The organism is Shewanella abyssi (assembly GCF_023284025.1).
GTDB lineage: Bacteria > Pseudomonadota > Gammaproteobacteria > Enterobacterales > Shewanellaceae > Shewanella > Shewanella abyssi.
In genome coordinates, this window is the sequence record NZ_JAKIKR010000024.1 from 1 (window position 1) to 18,896 (window position 18,896).

Genomic DNA, 18,896 nt, shown 5'->3' on the forward strand with positions numbered 1-18,896 from the left:
GCTATTAACACTTGAACTTTCCTCCTCGCTGAAAGTACTTTACAACCCGAAGGCCTTCTTCATACACGCGGCATGGCTGCATCAGGCTTTCGCCCATTGTGCAATATTCCCCACTGCTGCCTCCCGTAGGAGTCTGGACCGTGTCTCAGTTCCAGTGTGGCTGATCATCCTCTCAGACCAGCTAGGGATCGTCGCCTTGGTGAGCCATTACCTCACCAACTAGCTAATCCCGCCTAGGTTCATCCAATCGCGGAAGGCCCGAAGGTCCCCTCCTTTCCCCCGTAGGGCGTATGCGGTATTAGCAGTCGTTTCCAACTGTTATCCCCCACGACTGGGCAGATACCTAGGTATTACTCACCCGTCCGCCGCTCGACAGCAAAAGTAGCAAGCTACTTTCCTGTTTCCGCTCGACTTGCATGTGTTAGGCCTGCCGCCAGCGTTCAATCTGAGCCATGATCAAACTCTTCAATTAAAGTTTTTTGCCTTACTCCGTTAAGAGCAAAGCGGCTCAATGAATTATACTGTTTTTCAAATACCCGAAGATATTCGAAGTTTACATATTGCTATGGTCACTCAGTGGTTCATTGAGTTAATATTTTTGATTGCCGACATTCCGAAGAACAGAAGGCAATTTCGAATAACTCAACACCTGTGAGTGCCCACACAGATTTGCTTGTCATATTGTTAAAGAGCGTGAAGTCATCTTTCATACTTCGCCGAAGACGCTAGGTCGTTGGCTTGAGGAGGCGTATTCTACACTCTCCAGTGTCGGCGTCAAGGGCTTATTTTAATAAGTTTTTCAAGCGATGATTTCTTAATCACTCTCGTGAAAAGAAGCAAAACCCGAAGCCCTTAAAGCGCTTGTCACCTGAGTCAAATCTCGTGAGAAATTTAACTCTCTAACACCGCTGCAAGTCCCGTACTATCTAACCTTGCGGTAAGTTAGTTGGCCTGCTGTGCCGTGTCAGTGGGTGCGAATTATAGGGAATTTCTGAGCAAGCGCAAGGGCTTTTTTAAAAGAAAAGGATCGCTTGCCGATCTTTTCACCAAGACGGTCATTTGTGTGCATTAATCGTGCTTTTTATGATGATAATTGCGTCTATAAAGGGGAAGAATGTAGATAAAGTTCATTTTTTCAGCAACACACTAGTGTATTGGTTAATAATTCATTACCATAAGCAAGTTATTAACAGTAAGTTATAGATTCATTCATTTACACTTCAGAGACTATATATATGCAGAAGTCATTCTTTATCGTTTTAGCCGTTGCCATTATTGGTGCATTAGCTATTTTTCAGATCGCTCCAGATCTAAACGCTGCCATTGCTTTCTTTACTGGCGCTATCATCGCAAGCGTTATCTTTTCTATCCAATCTAAATCAGGAACGTCTGCAGCTACCAGCAACGAACCTTACACTGGCCCTACTATGACTTTATATGTAGGTAACCTGCCATACCGTGTTCATGAAGGTGAAGTGAAAGCTTTATTCGGTGAGTATGGTCCGGTCAACTCTGTACGCTTAGTGCGAGATCGTAAAACAGGTCGCCGTAAAGGCTTCGGGTTTATCGAGATGTCTGAAGCTGGTGCAAAGAAAGCCATGTCCAAATTAAACGAATACGATTTTCAAGAAAGAACCCTTAAGGTTCGTGAAGCTAAGTCTCAAGATTCAGATAAAGCAGAAAGCCAGGAATAGCCTAGCTAAGGTGTGTTGAGGAGTGTGGTTCTACTTTGGTGAACCCCTCTTCAACTAACTTTTCTCTCAGTCCTACCGCAATGTCGTCTGTAGTATGCACCGCGCTATAATCCACACGTTTTTTACCATCTGATTTCACCGCAGCATCTATCAGTAAATACGCGACCCGATCTGCTACCGCTTTACCCGAATCTAGCAAAGTAATGCTATGTCCAAGCACTTGCCTAATTTCCGCTGCCAGTATTGGGAAATGAGTGCAGCCTAAAACTAACGTATCAAGTGCTGATTCTCGGATAGGGCTAAGCAGTAGAGCGAGCTTTGTAAGATCTACTGCTGTGCCTGCTAATTTGGCTTCTGCCATCATAACAAGTTCAGACGAGCCAAATAGATCAACTCTGCACTCCTCAGCAAATGCATCAATCAGCTCCTTAGTATAAGGACGTTTAATCGTACCCGGTGTTGCGAGTAACCCTATATGCCGCAGTTTCGATATTTTGGCTGCGGGTTTGATCGCAGGGACGACGCCAACGATTGGGATTGATAATCGCTTTCTTAGTATAGGCAGCACTAAGGTACTGGCAGAATTACATGCCACCACGACGATAGCCGCATTAATCTGTTTTGCTTGTTCGCAGATAAGCGAGACACAGCCAGCAATAAGTTGTGACTCTTCTAACTCACCATAGGGTAAACGTGCATTATCAAATAAGTAGCAGCAGTCATGGTCAGGAATCACTTTTCTGATCTCATCCAGAATAGATAATCCACCGATTCCAGAGTCAAAAATAAGAATAGGTCCAGACAAATGTGTTCTCCACGATTATGTAAATGCGTTCATATCACCGCCAAGTTAGGGTAACTCTCGGCAGAATTGGCTATATTGGATTAGAATTTTCCCACAAGCGTGGCTAAATCGGAAGCGGGAAACTGGACATCCCTGCTATCTAGTATAATATTCCGCCCCTAATTTAATGCTCACGGTGATCAAAATATGAATTTAGCAGCAATGGATCCTTCAACCTATGATGTGCAACTCGAAGCAAAGCGCGTCAAACTAAAGCAGCTATTTACCGATTTTGATACTCCAGAACTTGAATCGTTTGGTTCTGAACCTGCCCATTATCGTATGCGTGCTGAGTTTAGAATGTGGCACGAAGGTGAAGACCTCTACTATTACATGTTCGATAAAGAGCTCAATAGTAAAGTGCGTTGCGATCAGTTCCTACCAGCCAGTGAGCTTATCAACAAAATGATGCCTGTTTTGGTTGAGCTATTAAAGCCTAACACTATCTTGCGTCATCGCTTATTCCAAATTGATTTCCTGTCGACACTCAGTGGCGAAATTTTAGTATCACTGCTTTATCACAAGCAACTCGATAGCGAATGGGAAGAACAAGCTAAAATCTTAAAGCAAACACTAAGCAGTCAGTTTAAGGTTAACTTAATTGGTCGAGCTCGTAAGCAAAAACTGGTCTTTGATAAAGACTTTGTCATCGAATCCCTTACCGTTGCTGGCGAGCAGTTACAATATCATCAAATTGAAAATAGCTTTACCCAGCCCAACGGCAAAGTGTCAGTCAAGATGCTTGAATGGGCGATTGATGCAACTAAGAACAGTAGCGGCGATCTGCTTGAGCTTTATTGCGGTAATGGCAACTTCTCTATCGCACTGGCACAAAACTTTGAGCGAGTATTAGCAACCGAACTGGCTAAGCCATCAGTTGAGTCAGCGCAATACAATATCAAAATGAACAACGTTGAAAATTTACAGATTATTCGTATGTCAGCGGAAGACTTTACTGATGCGATGGCTAAAAAACGTAGCTATCGACGCTTAGCGGGTATCGATCTTGACGGTTATAACTGTAATACCATTTTCGTTGACCCACCTCGCGCAGGACTGGATGACAATACGGTTAAATTAGTACAGGGTTACGAGCGTATTGTTTATATCTCATGTAATCCAAATACACTGTTAGAGAATCTAAAAGAGTTAACTAAAACCCATAAAATCACTCGATTCGCGTTATTTGATCAGTTCCCGTATACCGACCATATGGAGTCTGGTGTTTTTCTAGAAAGAAAATAAATCCTGTCATTAAACAAAAACGGCATCCAAATGGATGCCGTTTTTGTTACTAGACTGGTTACTTATGCTCTCTTTTACTCTGTAGAGCATCTGCACCTTTAGCAATCATATGCAACTGAATGACCAATCGGTCTGCCAACACTTTACGATCTGTGCGTTTCATATCCAGTGCTGCAGCGCCGGCATTAAACACCAAGGTAACCAATGCTTCGGCTTGCGCATGCGCCAAGTCAGGCGCTCTATTGGCTGTAGCTTCGGTGTAGTGCGCTAATTCAGAGATAAAGTGCTCTATCTCTCTCGCTACCGCGGCTCTAAATGGCGCTGAAGTGCCAGAGCGTTCATGCAATAGAATTCGAAACACGTTTGGATTCGATTCCATCACTTCCATAAAGGTCTCGACCGAAATACGGATGACACTGCCACCCGCCTCAGCACGTTGACGGCCTTTACGCATCATTTGTCGTAAAGTAAGTCCACCTTCATCGACCATGGTTAAGCCCAGCTCATTCATATCTTTAAAATGACGATAAAATGAGGTCGGAGCAATTTTGGCTTCACGCGCCACTTCGCGCAAGCTCAGGCTAGAAAAGCTACGTTCAGCACTCAACTGATTAAACGCTGCATCGACAAGTGCGCGTCGAGTCTTCTCTTTCTGTTGTGCTCTTATGCCCATGTTGAACCTACTCATAAAAATTATGCTTCGAATAATACCGCTTTTTCAGATAAAACGCAGCATCAACAAACTTGACCCCAGTTGTTATCCAAGTTAAATTAGCGTACAGCTGTACGCTCAACTAGAGATTATATACAATAATGAAAAAACCTCCTCTTATTTGGATGAATGTGAGTCTATTTAGCATCACATTCGCCAGCGCGGTAATATTCGTTCCTTGGTATGGTATCGCCTCTGGCTTTGACGCCATAGAGTGGGTTGCTTTTGTAGTACTGGCTTTTGCTAGCGGCTTGTCGATCACTGGCGGCTACCATAGACTCTGGTCTCACCGTACTTACAAAGCTCATGCTTCGGTACGCTTCCTCTATGCTCTTGGTGGCGCATTAGCGCTACAAAACAGTGCACTACATTGGTCATCAGATCATCGAGTTCACCACAAGCATGTCGATAACAATGATAAAGACCCCTATTCTGCCAAAATGGGATTTTGGTATAGTCATATCGGCTGGATGCTGCGTGAATATCAATCTCAGCGTTACCATGACTACAAAAATGTGCGCGATCTACAGAATGACAAAATTGTGATGTGGCAGCATAAATACTACCTACCGTTACTGATCATCATGAATTTTGGCTTGCCAATTTTGCTTGGTTGGTTAAATGGCGACATCCTCGGCATGCTACTCCTCGCGGGTCTGCTGCGCTTAGTGGTGGTGCATCACTGCACTTTCTTTATCAACTCGCTTGCCCACATTTGGGGTTCACAGCCATATACCGATAAAAATACTGCGCGTGATAACGGTTTTATCGCCCTACTGACCTACGGCGAGGGTTACCATAACTACCATCATATTTTTGAGAATGACTACCGTAACGGTATTCTCTGGTGGCAGTACGATCCAACCAAGTGGTTAATTGACGGTCTAGCATTAGCTGGCCTGACCCATAGTCGACGCATTGTGCCACAAGAACGTATTGAAAGTGCTCGCTTACAGATGCAGTTAAAGCGCACTCAAAATAAGGTCGCTAATCTACCGAATAGCGACGAAATAGTCGAAAAGCTGCAAGCTGAATATGAAACATTGAAAGCCCATTTAGCTGAATATTACGCTGCTAAAAAGGCCTTGCTCGAAGCCAAGCGTAAACAACTGGCTAATAGAGACCTTATGGCGGAAGTCAAAGCCCTCAAACTTCGCTTCAAACAACAACAGAAGAGTTGGCACAGTCTTACCGCTAGCTTCGGCTAACATTAGAGCCACTCAATCGAGTGGCTTTTTTTATCTGTACCTCTAAGTTATCAGCAAGATTAGGCTTAAGCTTTATTGCTTCATTGAAGTCATAGGGTGATGGGTCTATGATGATCGGCTAATTAGCTTCTTTTAGGGCGTTTCAAGCTCATGTCAGATCAACAAATCAAACTTACCGAGTATAGCCACGGCGCGGGTTGCGGCTGTAAAATTTCTCCGAAAGTGCTTGGCACAATACTCGCGACTCAATTGCCAGTATTTGACGACCCTAAGCTGCTTGTCGGTAACCAGACCCGTGATGATGCCGCCGTTTATAAATTGAACGAAACCACTGGCATTATCAGTACCACTGATTTCTTTATGCCGATTGTGGATGATCCATTCACCTTTGGACGCATCGCTGCGACCAATGCCATCAGCGACATCTATGCCATGGGCGGAACACCGATGATGGCCATAGCTATCCTGGGTTGGCCGGTCAATAAATTACCCGCTGAAGTCGCTCAACAAGTCGTGGATGGTGGCAGACAAGCCTGTGCAGATGCCGGCATTATGCTGGCAGGTGGCCACAGTATCGATTCGCCTGAGCCTATTTTTGGCTTGGCCGTCACCGGACAAATACCGCTTGAAGAGCTCAAAAAGAACAATACCGCTAAAGTCGGAGACAAACTTTATCTCACCAAACCTCTCGGCGTCGGTATTTTAACCACAGCGCAAAAGCAGAAAAAGCTTGCTGACGCTGACCTTAATACCGCTGCTGATGCTATGTGCCAACTCAACATTTTGGGCCCTGATATCGCCAAGATCCCTCAGGTCAACGCATTGACTGACGTAACAGGGTTTGGATTAGCCGGACATCTTCTGGAAATGTGTCACGGTGCAGATCTTGGTGCCAAAATTGATATCAGCTTGCTACCGCTTTTACCGAATGCACTACACTATTTAGCAATGGGCTGCATTCCTGGAGGAACGCACAGAAATTTCGACAGTTATGCTGAGCACCTACCTCCGTTGACTGACGAACAGAAAGCGATTATTTGCGATCCTCAGACAAGTGGCGGCTTACTGATTTCAGTTTCAGCTGACGGCGACGCTGCGTTACAAAAATTGCTTGCCGATAACGGCGTAGAACCTATCTGCATCGGCCAGTTTGTCGAAAAAACAGCTACGACTGTGGAGCTTATCTAATGTCACGCAACGTTGTCAGCGCAACTGAATACCGACGAATACTCGTCAGTGATCATCCCATAATGGATGCGCGAGCACCTGTTGAATTTGATAAAGGCGCGTTTCCTGCCAGCACTAATCATCCGTTAATGGAAGATGAAGAGCGCAAACAAGTTGGCACCTGTTATAAAGCTAAAGGCCAAGAAGCAGCCATCGCACTTGGCCACTCGCTAGTAACCGGAGCGGTTAAACAGCAAAGGCTTGATGCTTGGCTGAGCTTTTTTACCGAAAACCCTAAGGCTTACTTGTACTGCTTTCGCGGTGGCCTACGTTCTCAATTAACCCAGCAATGGTTAAAAGAGGCTGGCATCGACGTCCCCTATATTGAAGGGGGTTATAAAGCGATGCGTCAGTTTTTGATTGAAACCATCGATAATGCACCAAGCCAAAAGCCAATGTTGATCCTAAGCGGGATCACCGGCAGCGGCAAGACTGACTTTTTATTACAACGCAATGATGCGGTCGATCTTGAGGGTATTGCTCACCATCGTGGTTCAAGCTTTGGCCGTTATCATGAACCTCAACCAACGCAGATTAACTTTGAGAATGCGCTTGGGGTGGCACTGCTAAAACACCAAGATAGCGATGCCAAACATCTGCTACTTGAGGATGAAAGTTTTCTTATTGGCCGCTCCGCACTGCCAAAGCCTTTCTATCATGGGATGCAAGCAGCTAACATTGTAGTGTTAGATGAGCCGCTAGAAGCCAGGTTGACGCGTTTACTTAATGAGTATGTGCATAAGATGCATGACGGCTATATTGAGCGTTTAGGTGAAGAAGCGGGATTTAATGCATTCGCAGAATACCTGGCGTTAAGTATCACAGGCATTAAGAAGCGTCTTGGTGGAAAGCAGCATGACGAATTCCAAGCCATCATTACTAACGCACTTAACATTCAGCAAAGCCGTGGCGACACCACAGCACATCTTGAATGGATTGAATTGCTGCTAAACAAGTATTACGACCCTATGTATCAATATCAGATTGATAAAAAAGCGCAGCGTATTCTATTTAAAGGCAACCACGCTGAAGTTCACCAATGGCTAGATGCAATCTAACCATTAAAACAGCAGCAATCGGTTATCAGGCAAAGCTTGCAGGTAACCGATTGTTCATAGCAACTGTTCATACCGAAAAGCCCACCTCTATTTCTCCTCTTAGCCTACTGCCTGGCTTATATTCGATACTGCAGTTAATTGTTTTGGCGTTTTCTATGGATGGCCGAGCTTGGGCGCCTGGGATGCAGACCAATACTGGTGCAGCTCCTGACCATACAGCACCTTCCCACAATCGCTGATTAATAATGTACCCCAGCAAACCCGTTTGTGCAGCTTTTTGCGGGTCGGTCACGAAATACACTGAACGATTAAACATTCCGTGAATAATCAACAAGGTTCGCCAATTGAGCAAGACTGATTCAACAATGAGCGGAATGCTTTTATCCTGCAGTAACGGGGTAAACTGAGCCTTATTAAACACTGTCACCCTATTCAGCATTCGACGCACAACATAACTCATCACGCTGATCACAAGCTCAGGCCAAAAAACCAAAAACAGCAAAAGCACCAACACGTTACCCCAAGAAAGTAGTAAAAACAGTTGCTCTATATTCCACTGCAATGCATTTAAGACTAGCATCGCAAAAATGGCTGATGCCACCATAAAGAGTGCATTGATGATGTTGTTACTGGCAATAGCTTGCGCGCACTCTGTTTCGTCAGCGCGAGCTTGAATAAAGGTATATAACGGCACGATAAACAGACCACCGCCAACGCCTATCATGAATAGATCAAACATCAGTCGATAATGGCTAGCCTCGGCGATAAAGGCGCTGATATCAAAGACCGGATCTGACACTAAGACCACGGGTAATGCGCTATACAGATCAATACCAAAGTAGCCAAGCATAATAATGCCAATGGGGGCGACACCTAATTCGACCTGCTTAAATGACAAGCGCTCACAAACGAAAGAGCCAATACCTATGCCGACAGAAAACAGTAGCAGTAACAAAGACACCACGGTTGGATCTGCATTAAGCGTGATTCGGGTAAAGTTTGGGATCTGGGTTAAGTAGGTTGCCCCCACAAACCAAAACCAGCTAATAGCCAAGATGGCTAACCAGATATCTTTATTTTTTTTAGCCTTGCGAATACTAGCAACCGTAGCCGAGATAATCGAAAACTTGGGCTTTACGCGATTGAGGGTTGGCACATGAGGGATCATCCAGCTGGCAAGCATACCAAGTAGCGCCAATATTAAGACACTGCCAGCCGCCCAATAAGTGGCATGGTCACTGGCGACAATCAGCCCCGCTGACAACGTGCCGCTTAAAATAGCTAAAAACGTGCCCATTTCTACCCAAGCATTACCCGACACTAGTTCACTTTCTTTGAGGACTCGCGGCAATAACGAGTACTTAACGGGACCAAAGTATGCCGACTGCGTTCCCATTAGAAACAGCAAAAGCAACATAATAAGATAACTATGGGAGAGTATGGCGAACACTGCCACCGACATAATCAAAAATTCGACAGCTTTGAGGCGACGAATAAGTATTGCTTTATCGACACTATCGGCAATTTGACCCGCATGAGCGGAAAAGAGTAAAAATGGCAGAATAAACAAACCCGCTGCGAGGTTTACAAATAGATGTACATCTATCGGTAGCGCCTCTATTTGCGAGTAACTCACCATCAATAACAGCACATTTTTAAATACATTGTCATTTAGTGCCCCTAAGCACTGAGTGATGAAGTAGGGCAAGAAGCGGCGGCTAAATAACATAATTTTCCTTTTGAAAAGACTTACGATATTTACAGTTAAATGATAATGACATAATGAGCCAATAAAAAAGCCATCACACTGTGATGGCTTTAGGCTGCTGAAGACTTAGCTCTCAGCAGTGAGGATCTCGTCCCAGGCTAAATTTGGCGAACCCACAACAATGAAATTTGGATTCTCTAAACTTTCACGCTCATTATAGCTAAGGGGTTGCAGCTCAAGATCCATAATCTGTCCGCCCGCCTCCTCCACAATAATCTGCGCAGCACCTGTATCCCACTCCCCTGTGGGGCCAATACGCACATAACTATCGGCGCGACCTTCAGCCACCAAGCAACTCTTCAATGCAGCCCCGCCGAGTACCACCAGTTCACAGTGCTTATTTTGGTTAAACAACTTAATCACCGATTGAGGATCTTGGCGTCGACTTACCGCCAATCGCAACGGGCTATTATCATCTTTGCTGATCTGACGACTACTGATGCGTAGATCATTACCTTTGACCCGCTTATAAGCACCTAGCCCTGCAATGGCGTAATAACACACTTCGGTCATCGGCACGTACACAACCCCTACGATAGGACGGTTGTGCTCGACCAGTGCGATGATGACCGAGAAGTCACCACTGCCCGCTATAAATTCACCGGTACCATCGAGTGGATCAACTAGCCAATATCGTTGCCAGCCGCAACGCTCTGCAAAAGGGATATCAGCATCCTCCTCCGATAATACGGGAATATCGGGGGTGAGCTCATTCAACGCCTTGGTAATAATATTATGCGCTGCAATATCAGCCGAGGTGACAGGGGTGTTATCTGACTTTATCTCGCGTTCATAATCACCTTGCTGGTAAATATCACGGATGTTCTTACCCGCCATAGTGGCGATTTCAATGACTTGATCGATGTAACTCTCTGGCTTCATAACGACTCCAACAGCCTTACTACTTGGATATGTTTGTTGAACTACTTTAGTTGTAGATGCTTTTGCGCCAAAAATAAAGCACTTACACTACGTGACTCAGAAAAATCCTGCTCTTGTAATAAACTCAACCACTGCTCAAGTGGCCATTTGACCAACTCTATCGGCTCAGGTTCATCCCCTTCTAGCTCACTTTGATAAAGATCTTCAGCCAGAAATATCTGCATTTTACTGGCAAAATATCCAGGCGCTAAGCTTAACTCCATTAAATGAGTCAGTTTTTTTGATCCAAAGCCAATCTCCTCCTGTAACTCACGGTTGGCAGCCTCTGCTGCGGTTTCACCCGGATCGATAAGTCCTTTAGGAAAACCAAGCTCGTAACTGTGCGTTCCCGCCGCATACTCTCGACCTAACAGCAGTTGCTTTTGATCCAGCACTGGCACCACCATGACCGCACCACGGTTATTGCCTTTCATCCGCTCATACTGACGCTCGACCTGATTAGAAAACCTTAAATGCACTCGTTCTATTTGAAATAGTCGGCTCTTGGCAACGACTTCAGCGTGCAATATTTCTGGTTTAACGTTCTTTTGAGTCATACACATCCCAGTGTTGATGCAGATAAATTAGCGAGATCAGTTACAATATTACTATTCTATCCCTAATCTACAACCTGAATTTTTAGGATCAGCAAACTATGTTCCCATGGCGCGAAATTGATACCGTTCTACTCGATATGGATGGCACCCTGCTCGACCTTCATTTCGATAACCATTTTTGGCTCAACTTGATCCCCAAAGCACTCAGTGAACAACGCAATATCTCTGAGAAAAGCGCAATGGAATGGGTTGAGAAAAATTACCAAAACGTAGAGGGCACCCTCGACTGGTACTGCTTAGACTACTGGGAGCAGAAGATGGGGTTAGATATTATGACCCTACATAAAACACTCGTAGATAGGATCCAACTGCGCCAAGACAGCTTACCGTTTCTGTATGGGTTAAAACAAGCAGGTAAAAACCGTATTTTGGTCACCAACGCTCACCCTAAGGGCTTAGCGCTAAAACTAGAACATACTGACTTAGCACTTGGGCTCGATGAGATGATCTCTAGCCATGAAACGGGTTACCCCAAAGAGCATCCGTTGTTCTGGCAGCAACTTTTTAGCCGTTTCAATCTAGATCCAAGTCGCTGCTTATTCATCGATGACAATGAAGCGATTCTAGCGGCCGCCAAGCTGGCCGGTGTGGGTTATCAATTGGGTGTTGCTAACCCAGATAGTAACAAGCCCAACAAACAATTCGCCGACTTTCCGGCCATCGCGGACTACCACCATCTGTTAGATGATTTACTCGCCAGCAATAGTATTTAGCGCAGACTACAGATCTAAAAAAGGCACTTAAAAGTGCCTTTTTTGATCATTAACAATGCTGGTTAGATAGGTAGTCGGCCTTGATAAGTTATTGGATAATAGCCTTGGCTATCTTTCTTACCCAAAAACCCCAGTGCTTTTTTCAAATCATCCGGCTGAGTATTCACTTCACGTATCTTGGCATTTACCTGCATCATCTTATTGTCGGCTAATACGATGGTGCCATCTAACCCCAACCCATTAAGCTTTTCATCTGTGGCTAACTGCACATTACCATCGATACAACTTAAACCCAAAGCGATGTCACCGAGTGGGTAGTTACCAAACTGGTTGGTCACTTGCACCCTATTTAAAAACAGCTTACCGACAAGCTGCTCGCACCAAGGTAATCCTTGAGAAAAAGTGTCAACTAACGCACTCACATCGCCATTGATCTTAGTCTTAAACGGTAAACGCGTATTGCCTAGTAAAAAATCACTTGGCGCTTCAAAACGTAAACCACTGACATCAAGCCCACCAAACGAATAAGCCACGACACCTTTGCCGTTAACGGCACTGCTGCGAGTACCGATACTGATGTCGGCCTTAATCGTTCCGGTTAATAATGACGCGATACTTAAATCCCAACGTACCAGTTCAACTTGACGCTTTTTCACGCTAAGCATATCAATGCTACCGGACCAAACAGTACCCGACACCCCACTGATAACAATGTTTGCAGGGATGGGTGCCAACTTAACGGCCATACTCGCTGGAAACAAAATCACTAGGAACACCAAATAGATGAAAAAACCTAGCGCTATTTTTTTTACTAATTTCACAACAACATCCTACTTGGATAACTGAATTCGGCGAACATTGACAAAACCGGGTGTATCAGACTCAGCCAAATCGAGGCTCTCTAAAGACAAACCCTGATTTTGAACCAGCTCATTTAGGTAGCTAAGCAAGGTATCGAACCGTACTTCATCCATCCATACTTGGATTTTATTCCCTTGGGGCTGCATCCGAGTAATGGTCAAACCAAAACTGCCTGCAGTCTGGTTAACCGCGGCACTTAAGCTGCCTTTAAAAGCACTAGCTTGACCTGTCTGTTTCAAGCCTTCGATACGGTTAGCGGTTTGCTTTACATAATTTAGGGTACTAAGTTGCCCTTCAAGATTACGCTGTGCCTCAATTTCAGCGTTAGCAATTGGGGTCCAAATACCCCAATACAAAATGCCGATCAATAACACTACACCACACGCGCTGACCATCTGCTTTTCACGCAGAACCAGTCCAGCCCACCATACTTTGATGTTATCCATCTTATTTGCTCCTTATGGTCAAGGTGCTAGTGACTTCTGATTCACCGCTATTCATTGCGCCACCGTCGAGCTTGTATGAGCGAGAGATAATCTCTTTAAATTTTTCAATTTGATCGTAACTCTTAGCTTTAACCTGCATACGGATCTCGCTACGACCGCTGTCAAAGCGCAGTGAAGTTGGTTTTAAATCCGTGACTTGAGCAAATGCTGCTTTTGTTCCTTCCAGCATCGCAAAAAATTCACTACCGCTGCCGCTGCCCTGCATCTTACGCACATAGCTTTCCATTTGAGCCCGCAAATTAACCACGCGAGAACTGCCCGGAATAACCTGCTTATAGATCTGTTCGCTCTGGGCCTTTACCGCATCTGCTTTGGCATTCATCTGGTGAATATTGAGGCCTTTGTTCACTAGCGCCAACACCACCACAACTGCAAACACAATGGCGGCATTACGCCATAGGCTCAAATGTTTACCATATTCGCGCTTAGGCTGATAAACACCAGACAGAAGGTTCATTGGCGCATTGAGTATGCCCCGAGCTAATACCAACATAGGCAAGTCGAGCGGCTGCGCTTTAACCTCGGCTCCTGTCAACGCCAATTCGGTATAACCTGCAACTGTTGTTGTGCCAGTGTTATCCGCTAACAATTGCGGCAAAACCACATCTAACCAGTCTTTGTTAAGACTAGTACCGCTTCCCTCACCGGTACGCAGCAAAATATCTTGGCCAAAGGTAATCGCTGCCCAGTCACATTCTGCCAGTGGCAGTGCTAAACAATCAGGCACGATACATTTAACTTTAAGGCCCGCCTCTCCTAGCCATTCAATCCAATTTTGCATCTGCTCATGGGCGACAACCGCAATACTGAGTGTATCGCCTTGACGTGGACCGACAACAAAATGCAGTTCATCAACATCTTGCGCCAAATTTTCTTCCAGCATAAACGGCAGCGCTTTAATCGCTTGACGCTGCCCCTTTTCCGGTAGTTCCACCGCGGTCAATGTCACGCTAGATGCTGGGACTAAAACGTCAACCGCACGGTTACCCGCTCTTTCAGTAAGCGTCGATAGCGCCCTGGCATCACTGAGTTCGCCAGAACCTATAATTTCTTGCTCCTGTTCAGACCAAATGAGCCACGAACATGGTTGCTCAAATGATTGCCCTAAACGGATGAATAGTCTTTCACTCACTGATCTGTCTCCACGAGTCTCTTTAACTCATTAAAGGACTGTTGTTATTTTTGTCCGCCAAACTGCCGGGATAACACTTCTAAATTTTTGCCATCGACTTTGAGTACGCTTTCGAGCCTAAATACCGCGCTATCAACTTTGGCCCCCGCTTCCAGTAAAAAATAACTACTGGTCACGCCAAAGCTTGACTTAAGCTGTATATCACTGGCTAAACTGCTGATAGAGGAGTTTTCCCAAAACTCATCTGGTGTCTCAAAACCGTCACCTGGGCGTTGGTTAATGATGCTTTCGGCTTCACCCACCGAAATTTTATTATCAAGCATGCCCGCAATTAACGCTGCATGTTCGACAGGCACAGTATTAACATTTAGCACCTGGGTGTTATTACCCGGTACAGCACAAACATAGGGTGCTATTTTCAGATAGATATCTTGGGTAAAGCCCATCACAGCACGCAGCTCGCTTTTATGACTCATCAAGGTGTTGGCTGCGCGATAAGGAACATTACGCGACTCATACTCGGCATCTTCAGCACCGTATGGCCCAGCAGTCATATCCTCATCGATATAATCTTTTAAGGTCTGCGCTAAGCGCTCAGCGGCAAAATCATCCATACCCAATGCCACTAACAAGCCTTTAAATTGCACCGCAGGCAAAGGCATTTTGGGTTGACCATTTTCTACTTTCTTGGTCATTTGTGACAACGCATTTAGGTTAAAACATGACTGCATATCACTAATTTTACCGGCGATCTCACCCTTTTCTGCGGGGAAAATCACATCGGCTTGCGCCCAGTACTGCTGCATATGCACAGTATCTGAGTCGTCTAAATCTTGTTTCAGTACTTTCTTGGCTATCTCTTCGGCGGATATGGCGTACCAAAAGGCTTGATCGTATTGCGCTAGGTTTATCGTACGCCTAACTGACAACTGATTTCTTGAAGTGATATTGGTGGCAATAATAGCCACTATCGCCACGATCAATAACACCACAATGAGTGCAACGCCACTTTGTTTAGTCGGCATAATTAATCACCATTAGCTACTACCGCCAGCAGGCGCACCTACCGGCAATAAAAACTTACGCTGCACCTTGCCTAGGTCTTCAAATTCTATTTCCATGGCAATTGCCTTGGGCAGATTAGTCGCATCTGTTTTGCGTTCCCACTTATCGTTAGTGAAAAAGGCGTACTCAACAGAGATAACCTTTTCCATTATTACGGTTTTAATCGGTTCAGCGCCTATTTCAGGCTCAGGATAGGGGTAATACCAACGCTGCAGTTGCCCCTCTATCACCACATAAGCAACTGACTGCAAGCTGCCACGAGGCAACATTCCATCAGGGTTGAGCCAGCCCAATCGGAAAAAGACTAATGACTCAGATTCTGAGTCGAGCATGTTGTCACCGGTCTGAAATACCGTGGTAGCACGCCCCCCTTCCAGCAGCCTTGTCGTGCGAGCCACCATCTGATTTAGATCGCGCTCAATAATGCCAAAGCCTTGTTGCATCGCTTTTAATTTGCCCGCGAACTCGCGAGTCACAACGTCGTTTTGCAGCACTGTGTGCAATACCGTATTGGCGGCAAGCCCTAACATGGCAAAAATTGAGATAGCGATCAGCATCTCTAGCAGCGTAAAGCCACGGTTAGATCTAGTCTGACTTGAGGACATAACTGCTCACCTCAGCAATGACACGAGCAAAACGTTCATCGTCGCTGATGGTTATCCGTATCATTCTAAAATTATCATCGGTGGTCTTAACAACCTGTTTGCGCCAGTACCAATCTTTGCCCGCTAACTGCTCTTGACCATCTTTACGACCAATATCGGGGAATGTTGACTCTAAACGAGCTTCAACCATTTGGTTATGCGCGACCCACTGTGCCATAGTGCGCTCTTCCAATATCGGCATATTGGCCATCTGCTCGCCTAAACTCTTGGTAATCGATACCGCGGCAATAGAAAAGACCGCTAAAGCGACGATGACTTCAAGCAAGGTCATACCGCGCTGCTTATTAAACATAAGCACTCATGCTATTGCTAGCTGTTGTAAATTGCCGTGAATAGCTAGAGTTCATCATCTTCATGATCCAATTTTAATCTCCCCAACACATCACCGACCACAACCACTTCGATCTCTTTATCCATTTCATTTTTAGTCACAAATGACAGCTCAAAGGCACTCATTTCGCCACTTGGGAACAGCAAGATTTGCGGCTCCGGATATTTCTTTTTATCGTCAGCTGACTTCTCAATCAGAGGTTCATCAAACCAGCTGTCATCCTCTTCGTCGTCTTGTACTAGCGGTAAACCATCCAGCACAAGGTGCAACTCAATACCAGGTTCCATCTGCCTTGCAGATAAAAGCCGGTCTTGCTCTAAACGTTTCCATTTACCCTCTTCGTCGTAATAGACATATTCATAACTGTCCTTTTCGACCACTATGCCGATGAATTGGCCACTGAGTACCGTTTCATCTAGCACCATCTCTGCTGACATCATAAATTGCACCGCCAGACGTTCGAGCCCTTTCTGTTGGCTAGCGCCGCCCATACTTAAGGTCACAGCCGACGCTGCTAACCCCATCAGTAACACCACGAGCAACACCTCCATTAAGGTGAAGCCTGCTTGACGTGCTTGAGCAACGCGTGGCGATGTCATCTTATTGGAAGTTCTGCAGATTCCAGTTACCAATATCATCTTCTGTGCCAGCCTGACCATCAGGTCCTACACTGAAGATATCTAACTTGCCATTTTCACCTGGGCTTAGAAGCAGGTAGTCATTGCGCCATGGATCTTGTGGTAAACGCTTAACATAGCCATCTTCACGGTAGTTGCGTGGCTCTGGCGACATATTTGGCTTTTGCACTAATGCTTCTAGACCTTGCTCTGTCGATGGATAGATACTGTTATCTAATCGATACATATCTAGCGCATTTTCCAGCGCGATAATGTCTGAAACCGCTTTTTGTTGATCGGCTTTATCTTTGTTACCCATCAAGTTAGGCACAACCATTGAGGCTAAAATACCTAGAATAACGATAACCACCATCACTTCTAAAAGCGTAAAACCTTTTTGTTTATTACGAGTTTGCATTAAAAAACTTCCTTTAACTGAATGACTTAAATATCTCACAATATGGCAATGCCAACATCGAAACGATTAATTAACCACCGATCAGATTATTCAGCGCTAAAATCGGCTGAAGAATCGCTAACACAATAAAGAGAACTACCGCCGCCATGCTAACAACCAACATAGGCTCAAAGACACCAAGAGCAATGGTAACATTTGACTCAAACTCACGATCTTGGTTATCTGCGGCCCGCTCCAACATCTGTTCAAGTTGGCCACTTTTTTCACCCGAGGCAATCATATAGAGCATCATTGGCGGGAAAAGTTTGGTATTAGCTAATGCCGTTCCCAAACTGGTACCCTCACGCACCCGCAGAGTGGCATCTTCGACGGCGGCTTTGACTCTTACATTAATCAATACATCACTCGCAATACGCATGGCCTCAAGCAATGGCACCGAACTCGCGGCTAAAATACTCAAGGTACGCGCAAAACGAGCCGTGTTTAAACTTTTACTGACTTTGCTGACCACGGGCAAGCGCAACAATAGCGTATCGTATTTCATTCTATTGGCGGGCACCACGAGTAAGCGCTTCAATAACACAAACAGTCCGATAAGCAACCCAATAACCAGCAAGCCGTAATCTCGGATAAAATCTGACGCGCTAATGAGTAACTCAGTGGTCCACGGTAGCTCTTGGCCCATATGCTCAAACTGACCAACAACTTCTGGCACTACCGCTGCCAGCAAAATGGCAATCACACCAACAGCGACACAGGTCAGTACGATCGGATAGATCATCGCTTGGGTCATTTTGCTTTTCAGCTGTTGACGACGTTCGGTATAGTCTGCGAGACGGTTCAAGACCACTTCTAAGTGACCCGACTTTTCACCTGAAGCCACCATAGCGCGATAGAGTTCGTCAAAAATATGCGGGAACTCCGCCATGGAGTCGGCTAAGCTATAACCCTCAACAACGCGTGAACGAACCGCCATAATCATACTGGCTAGACGATCTTTTTCACATTGTTGGCCAACGGCTTTAAGCGCCTCTTCTATCGGTAACCCCGCGGCAACCAAGGTGGCAATTTGACGCGTAAGCAATGCCAGTTCAGACACCGATATGCCGCGCTTAAAAAAGCTTGCGCCAGCGGATTTAGCCTTACTCTCTTTTTCTACCACTGGCGTTATTTCCAGTGGCATTAAACGTAACTCTCTTAGTTGGCCTCGGGCATGCCTTGCGGTGTCTGCTTCAACAACGCCTTTTTGTTGCTTGCCGGCCTTATCTAATGCTTTATATTCATATGCTGGCAT

At 45.3% G+C, this 18,896-nt stretch carries 19 protein-coding genes, 1 rRNA gene and 1 pseudogene; 6 read left to right on the top strand and 15 right to left on the bottom strand.

Annotated features, from left to right (window positions below; translation table 11 throughout):
- Positions 1-472: ribosomal RNA gene (locus L2755_RS11690) — 16S ribosomal RNA — on the bottom strand; the annotation flags it as partial.
- 763 nt (positions 473-1,235) lie between these two features.
- On the opposite strand from L2755_RS11690, the gene L2755_RS11695 reads away from it, so the two are divergent.
- Complete coding sequence (locus L2755_RS11695) at positions 1,236-1,694, top strand: RNA recognition motif domain-containing protein (protein ID WP_248980878.1); 459 nt, start codon at positions 1,236-1,238, stop codon at positions 1,692-1,694.
- Position 1,695: 1 nt separating this feature from the next.
- Here the strand turns inward: L2755_RS11695 and murI are convergent, their stop codons facing one another.
- Complete coding sequence (gene murI, locus L2755_RS11700) at positions 1,696-2,499, bottom strand: glutamate racemase (protein WP_248980879.1); 804 nt, start codon at positions 2,497-2,499, stop codon at positions 1,696-1,698.
- A 186-nt stretch (positions 2,500-2,685) separates the two neighbouring features.
- Here murI and trmA point away from each other — a divergent pair, with 186 nt between their 5' ends.
- Positions 2,686-3,783, top strand: a complete 1,098-nt coding sequence (gene trmA / locus L2755_RS11705; RefSeq protein WP_248980880.1) for a tRNA (uridine(54)-C5)-methyltransferase TrmA — start codon at positions 2,686-2,688, stop codon at positions 3,781-3,783.
- A 58-nt stretch (positions 3,784-3,841) separates the two neighbouring features.
- Here the strand turns inward: trmA and fabR are convergent, their stop codons facing one another.
- Positions 3,842-4,456: an HTH-type transcriptional repressor FabR gene (gene fabR / locus L2755_RS11710; protein ID WP_248980941.1), complete on the bottom strand. Its 615-nt coding sequence runs from the start codon at positions 4,454-4,456 to the stop codon at positions 3,842-3,844.
- Positions 4,457-4,596: 140 nt separating this feature from the next.
- Between fabR and L2755_RS11715 the strand changes: the two genes are divergently transcribed.
- The 3 genes from L2755_RS11715 to mnmH all read left to right on the top strand — a co-directional run bounded on the left by L2755_RS11715 (position 4,597) and on the right by mnmH (position 7,988).
- Positions 4,597-5,703: an acyl-CoA desaturase gene (locus L2755_RS11715; RefSeq protein ID WP_248980881.1), complete on the top strand. Its 1,107-nt coding sequence runs from the start codon at positions 4,597-4,599 to the stop codon at positions 5,701-5,703.
- A gap of 150 nt (positions 5,704-5,853) precedes the next feature.
- Entirely contained in the window at positions 5,854-6,891 is a 1,038-nt protein-coding gene (gene selD, locus L2755_RS11720; protein ID WP_248980882.1) for a selenide, water dikinase SelD, read from the top strand.
- On the top strand, positions 6,891-7,988 hold the full coding sequence (gene mnmH / locus L2755_RS11725; protein WP_248980883.1) for a tRNA 2-selenouridine(34) synthase MnmH: 1,098 nt from the start codon (positions 6,891-6,893) through the stop codon (positions 7,986-7,988). The genes selD and mnmH overlap by 1 nt, the downstream gene beginning before the upstream one ends.
- Before the next feature lie 67 nt (positions 7,989-8,055).
- On the opposite strand, the gene L2755_RS11730 is transcribed toward mnmH, so the two are convergent.
- The 3 genes from L2755_RS11730 to nudE form a co-directional block, all read right to left on the bottom strand.
- On the bottom strand, positions 8,056-9,717 hold the full coding sequence (locus L2755_RS11730; RefSeq protein WP_248980884.1) for an MFS transporter: 1,662 nt from the start codon (positions 9,715-9,717) through the stop codon (positions 8,056-8,058).
- Between the two features lie 105 nt (positions 9,718-9,822).
- Positions 9,823-10,638 (bottom strand): 3'(2'),5'-bisphosphate nucleotidase CysQ, encoded by an 816-nt coding sequence (gene cysQ, locus L2755_RS11735; RefSeq protein ID WP_248980885.1) that lies wholly within the window; start codon positions 10,636-10,638, stop codon positions 9,823-9,825.
- A gap of 41 nt (positions 10,639-10,679) precedes the next feature.
- A complete protein-coding gene (gene nudE, locus L2755_RS11740; RefSeq protein ID WP_248980886.1) occupies positions 10,680-11,234 on the bottom strand; it encodes an ADP compounds hydrolase NudE in 555 nt (184 codons plus the stop codon).
- 98 nt (positions 11,235-11,332) lie between these two features.
- Between nudE and yrfG the strand changes: the two genes are divergently transcribed.
- Positions 11,333-12,007 (top strand): GMP/IMP nucleotidase, encoded by a 675-nt coding sequence (gene yrfG, locus L2755_RS11745; RefSeq protein ID WP_248980887.1) that lies wholly within the window; start codon positions 11,333-11,335, stop codon positions 12,005-12,007.
- Between the two features lie 62 nt (positions 12,008-12,069).
- Here the strand turns inward: yrfG and L2755_RS11750 are convergent, their stop codons facing one another.
- The 9 genes and pseudogenes from L2755_RS11750 to gspF all read right to left on the bottom strand — a co-directional run bounded on the left by L2755_RS11750 (position 12,070) and on the right by gspF (position 18,896).
- Positions 12,070-12,828, bottom strand: a complete 759-nt coding sequence (locus L2755_RS11750; RefSeq protein ID WP_248980888.1) for a type II secretion system protein N — start codon at positions 12,826-12,828, stop codon at positions 12,070-12,072.
- A gap of 9 nt (positions 12,829-12,837) precedes the next feature.
- Positions 12,838-13,314 (bottom strand): type II secretion system protein M, encoded by a 477-nt coding sequence (locus L2755_RS11755; protein WP_248980889.1) that lies wholly within the window; start codon positions 13,312-13,314, stop codon positions 12,838-12,840.
- A gap of 1 nt (position 13,315) precedes the next feature.
- On the bottom strand, positions 13,316-14,506 hold the full coding sequence (gspL, locus tag L2755_RS11760; protein WP_248980890.1) for a type II secretion system protein GspL: 1,191 nt from the start codon (positions 14,504-14,506) through the stop codon (positions 13,316-13,318).
- A 44-nt stretch (positions 14,507-14,550) separates the two neighbouring features.
- On the bottom strand, positions 14,551-15,531 hold the full coding sequence (gene gspK, locus L2755_RS11765) for a type II secretion system minor pseudopilin GspK (RefSeq protein ID WP_248980891.1): 981 nt from the start codon (positions 15,529-15,531) through the stop codon (positions 14,551-14,553).
- A 15-nt stretch (positions 15,532-15,546) separates the two neighbouring features.
- Positions 15,547-16,176: pseudogene (gene gspJ, locus L2755_RS11770) on the bottom strand (type II secretion system minor pseudopilin GspJ); the annotation flags it as partial.
- Positions 16,157-16,528: a type II secretion system minor pseudopilin GspI gene (gspI, locus tag L2755_RS11775; protein ID WP_248980892.1), complete on the bottom strand. Its 372-nt coding sequence runs from the start codon at positions 16,526-16,528 to the stop codon at positions 16,157-16,159. The gene gspI and the pseudogene gspJ, both read right to left, overlap by 20 nt.
- A gap of 44 nt (positions 16,529-16,572) precedes the next feature.
- Positions 16,573-17,166 carry a type II secretion system minor pseudopilin GspH gene (gene gspH / locus L2755_RS11780; protein WP_428847796.1) on the bottom strand — a complete coding sequence of 198 codons (594 nt, stop codon included), beginning with the start codon at positions 17,164-17,166 and terminating at the stop codon, positions 16,573-16,575.
- A 1-nt stretch (position 17,167) separates the two neighbouring features.
- On the bottom strand, positions 17,168-17,602 hold the full coding sequence (gene gspG / locus L2755_RS11785; RefSeq protein ID WP_248980894.1) for a type II secretion system major pseudopilin GspG: 435 nt from the start codon (positions 17,600-17,602) through the stop codon (positions 17,168-17,170).
- 70 nt (positions 17,603-17,672) lie between these two features.
- Positions 17,673-18,896 carry a type II secretion system inner membrane protein GspF gene (gene gspF, locus L2755_RS11790; RefSeq protein WP_248980895.1) on the bottom strand — a complete coding sequence of 408 codons (1,224 nt, stop codon included), beginning with the start codon at positions 18,894-18,896 and terminating at the stop codon, positions 17,673-17,675.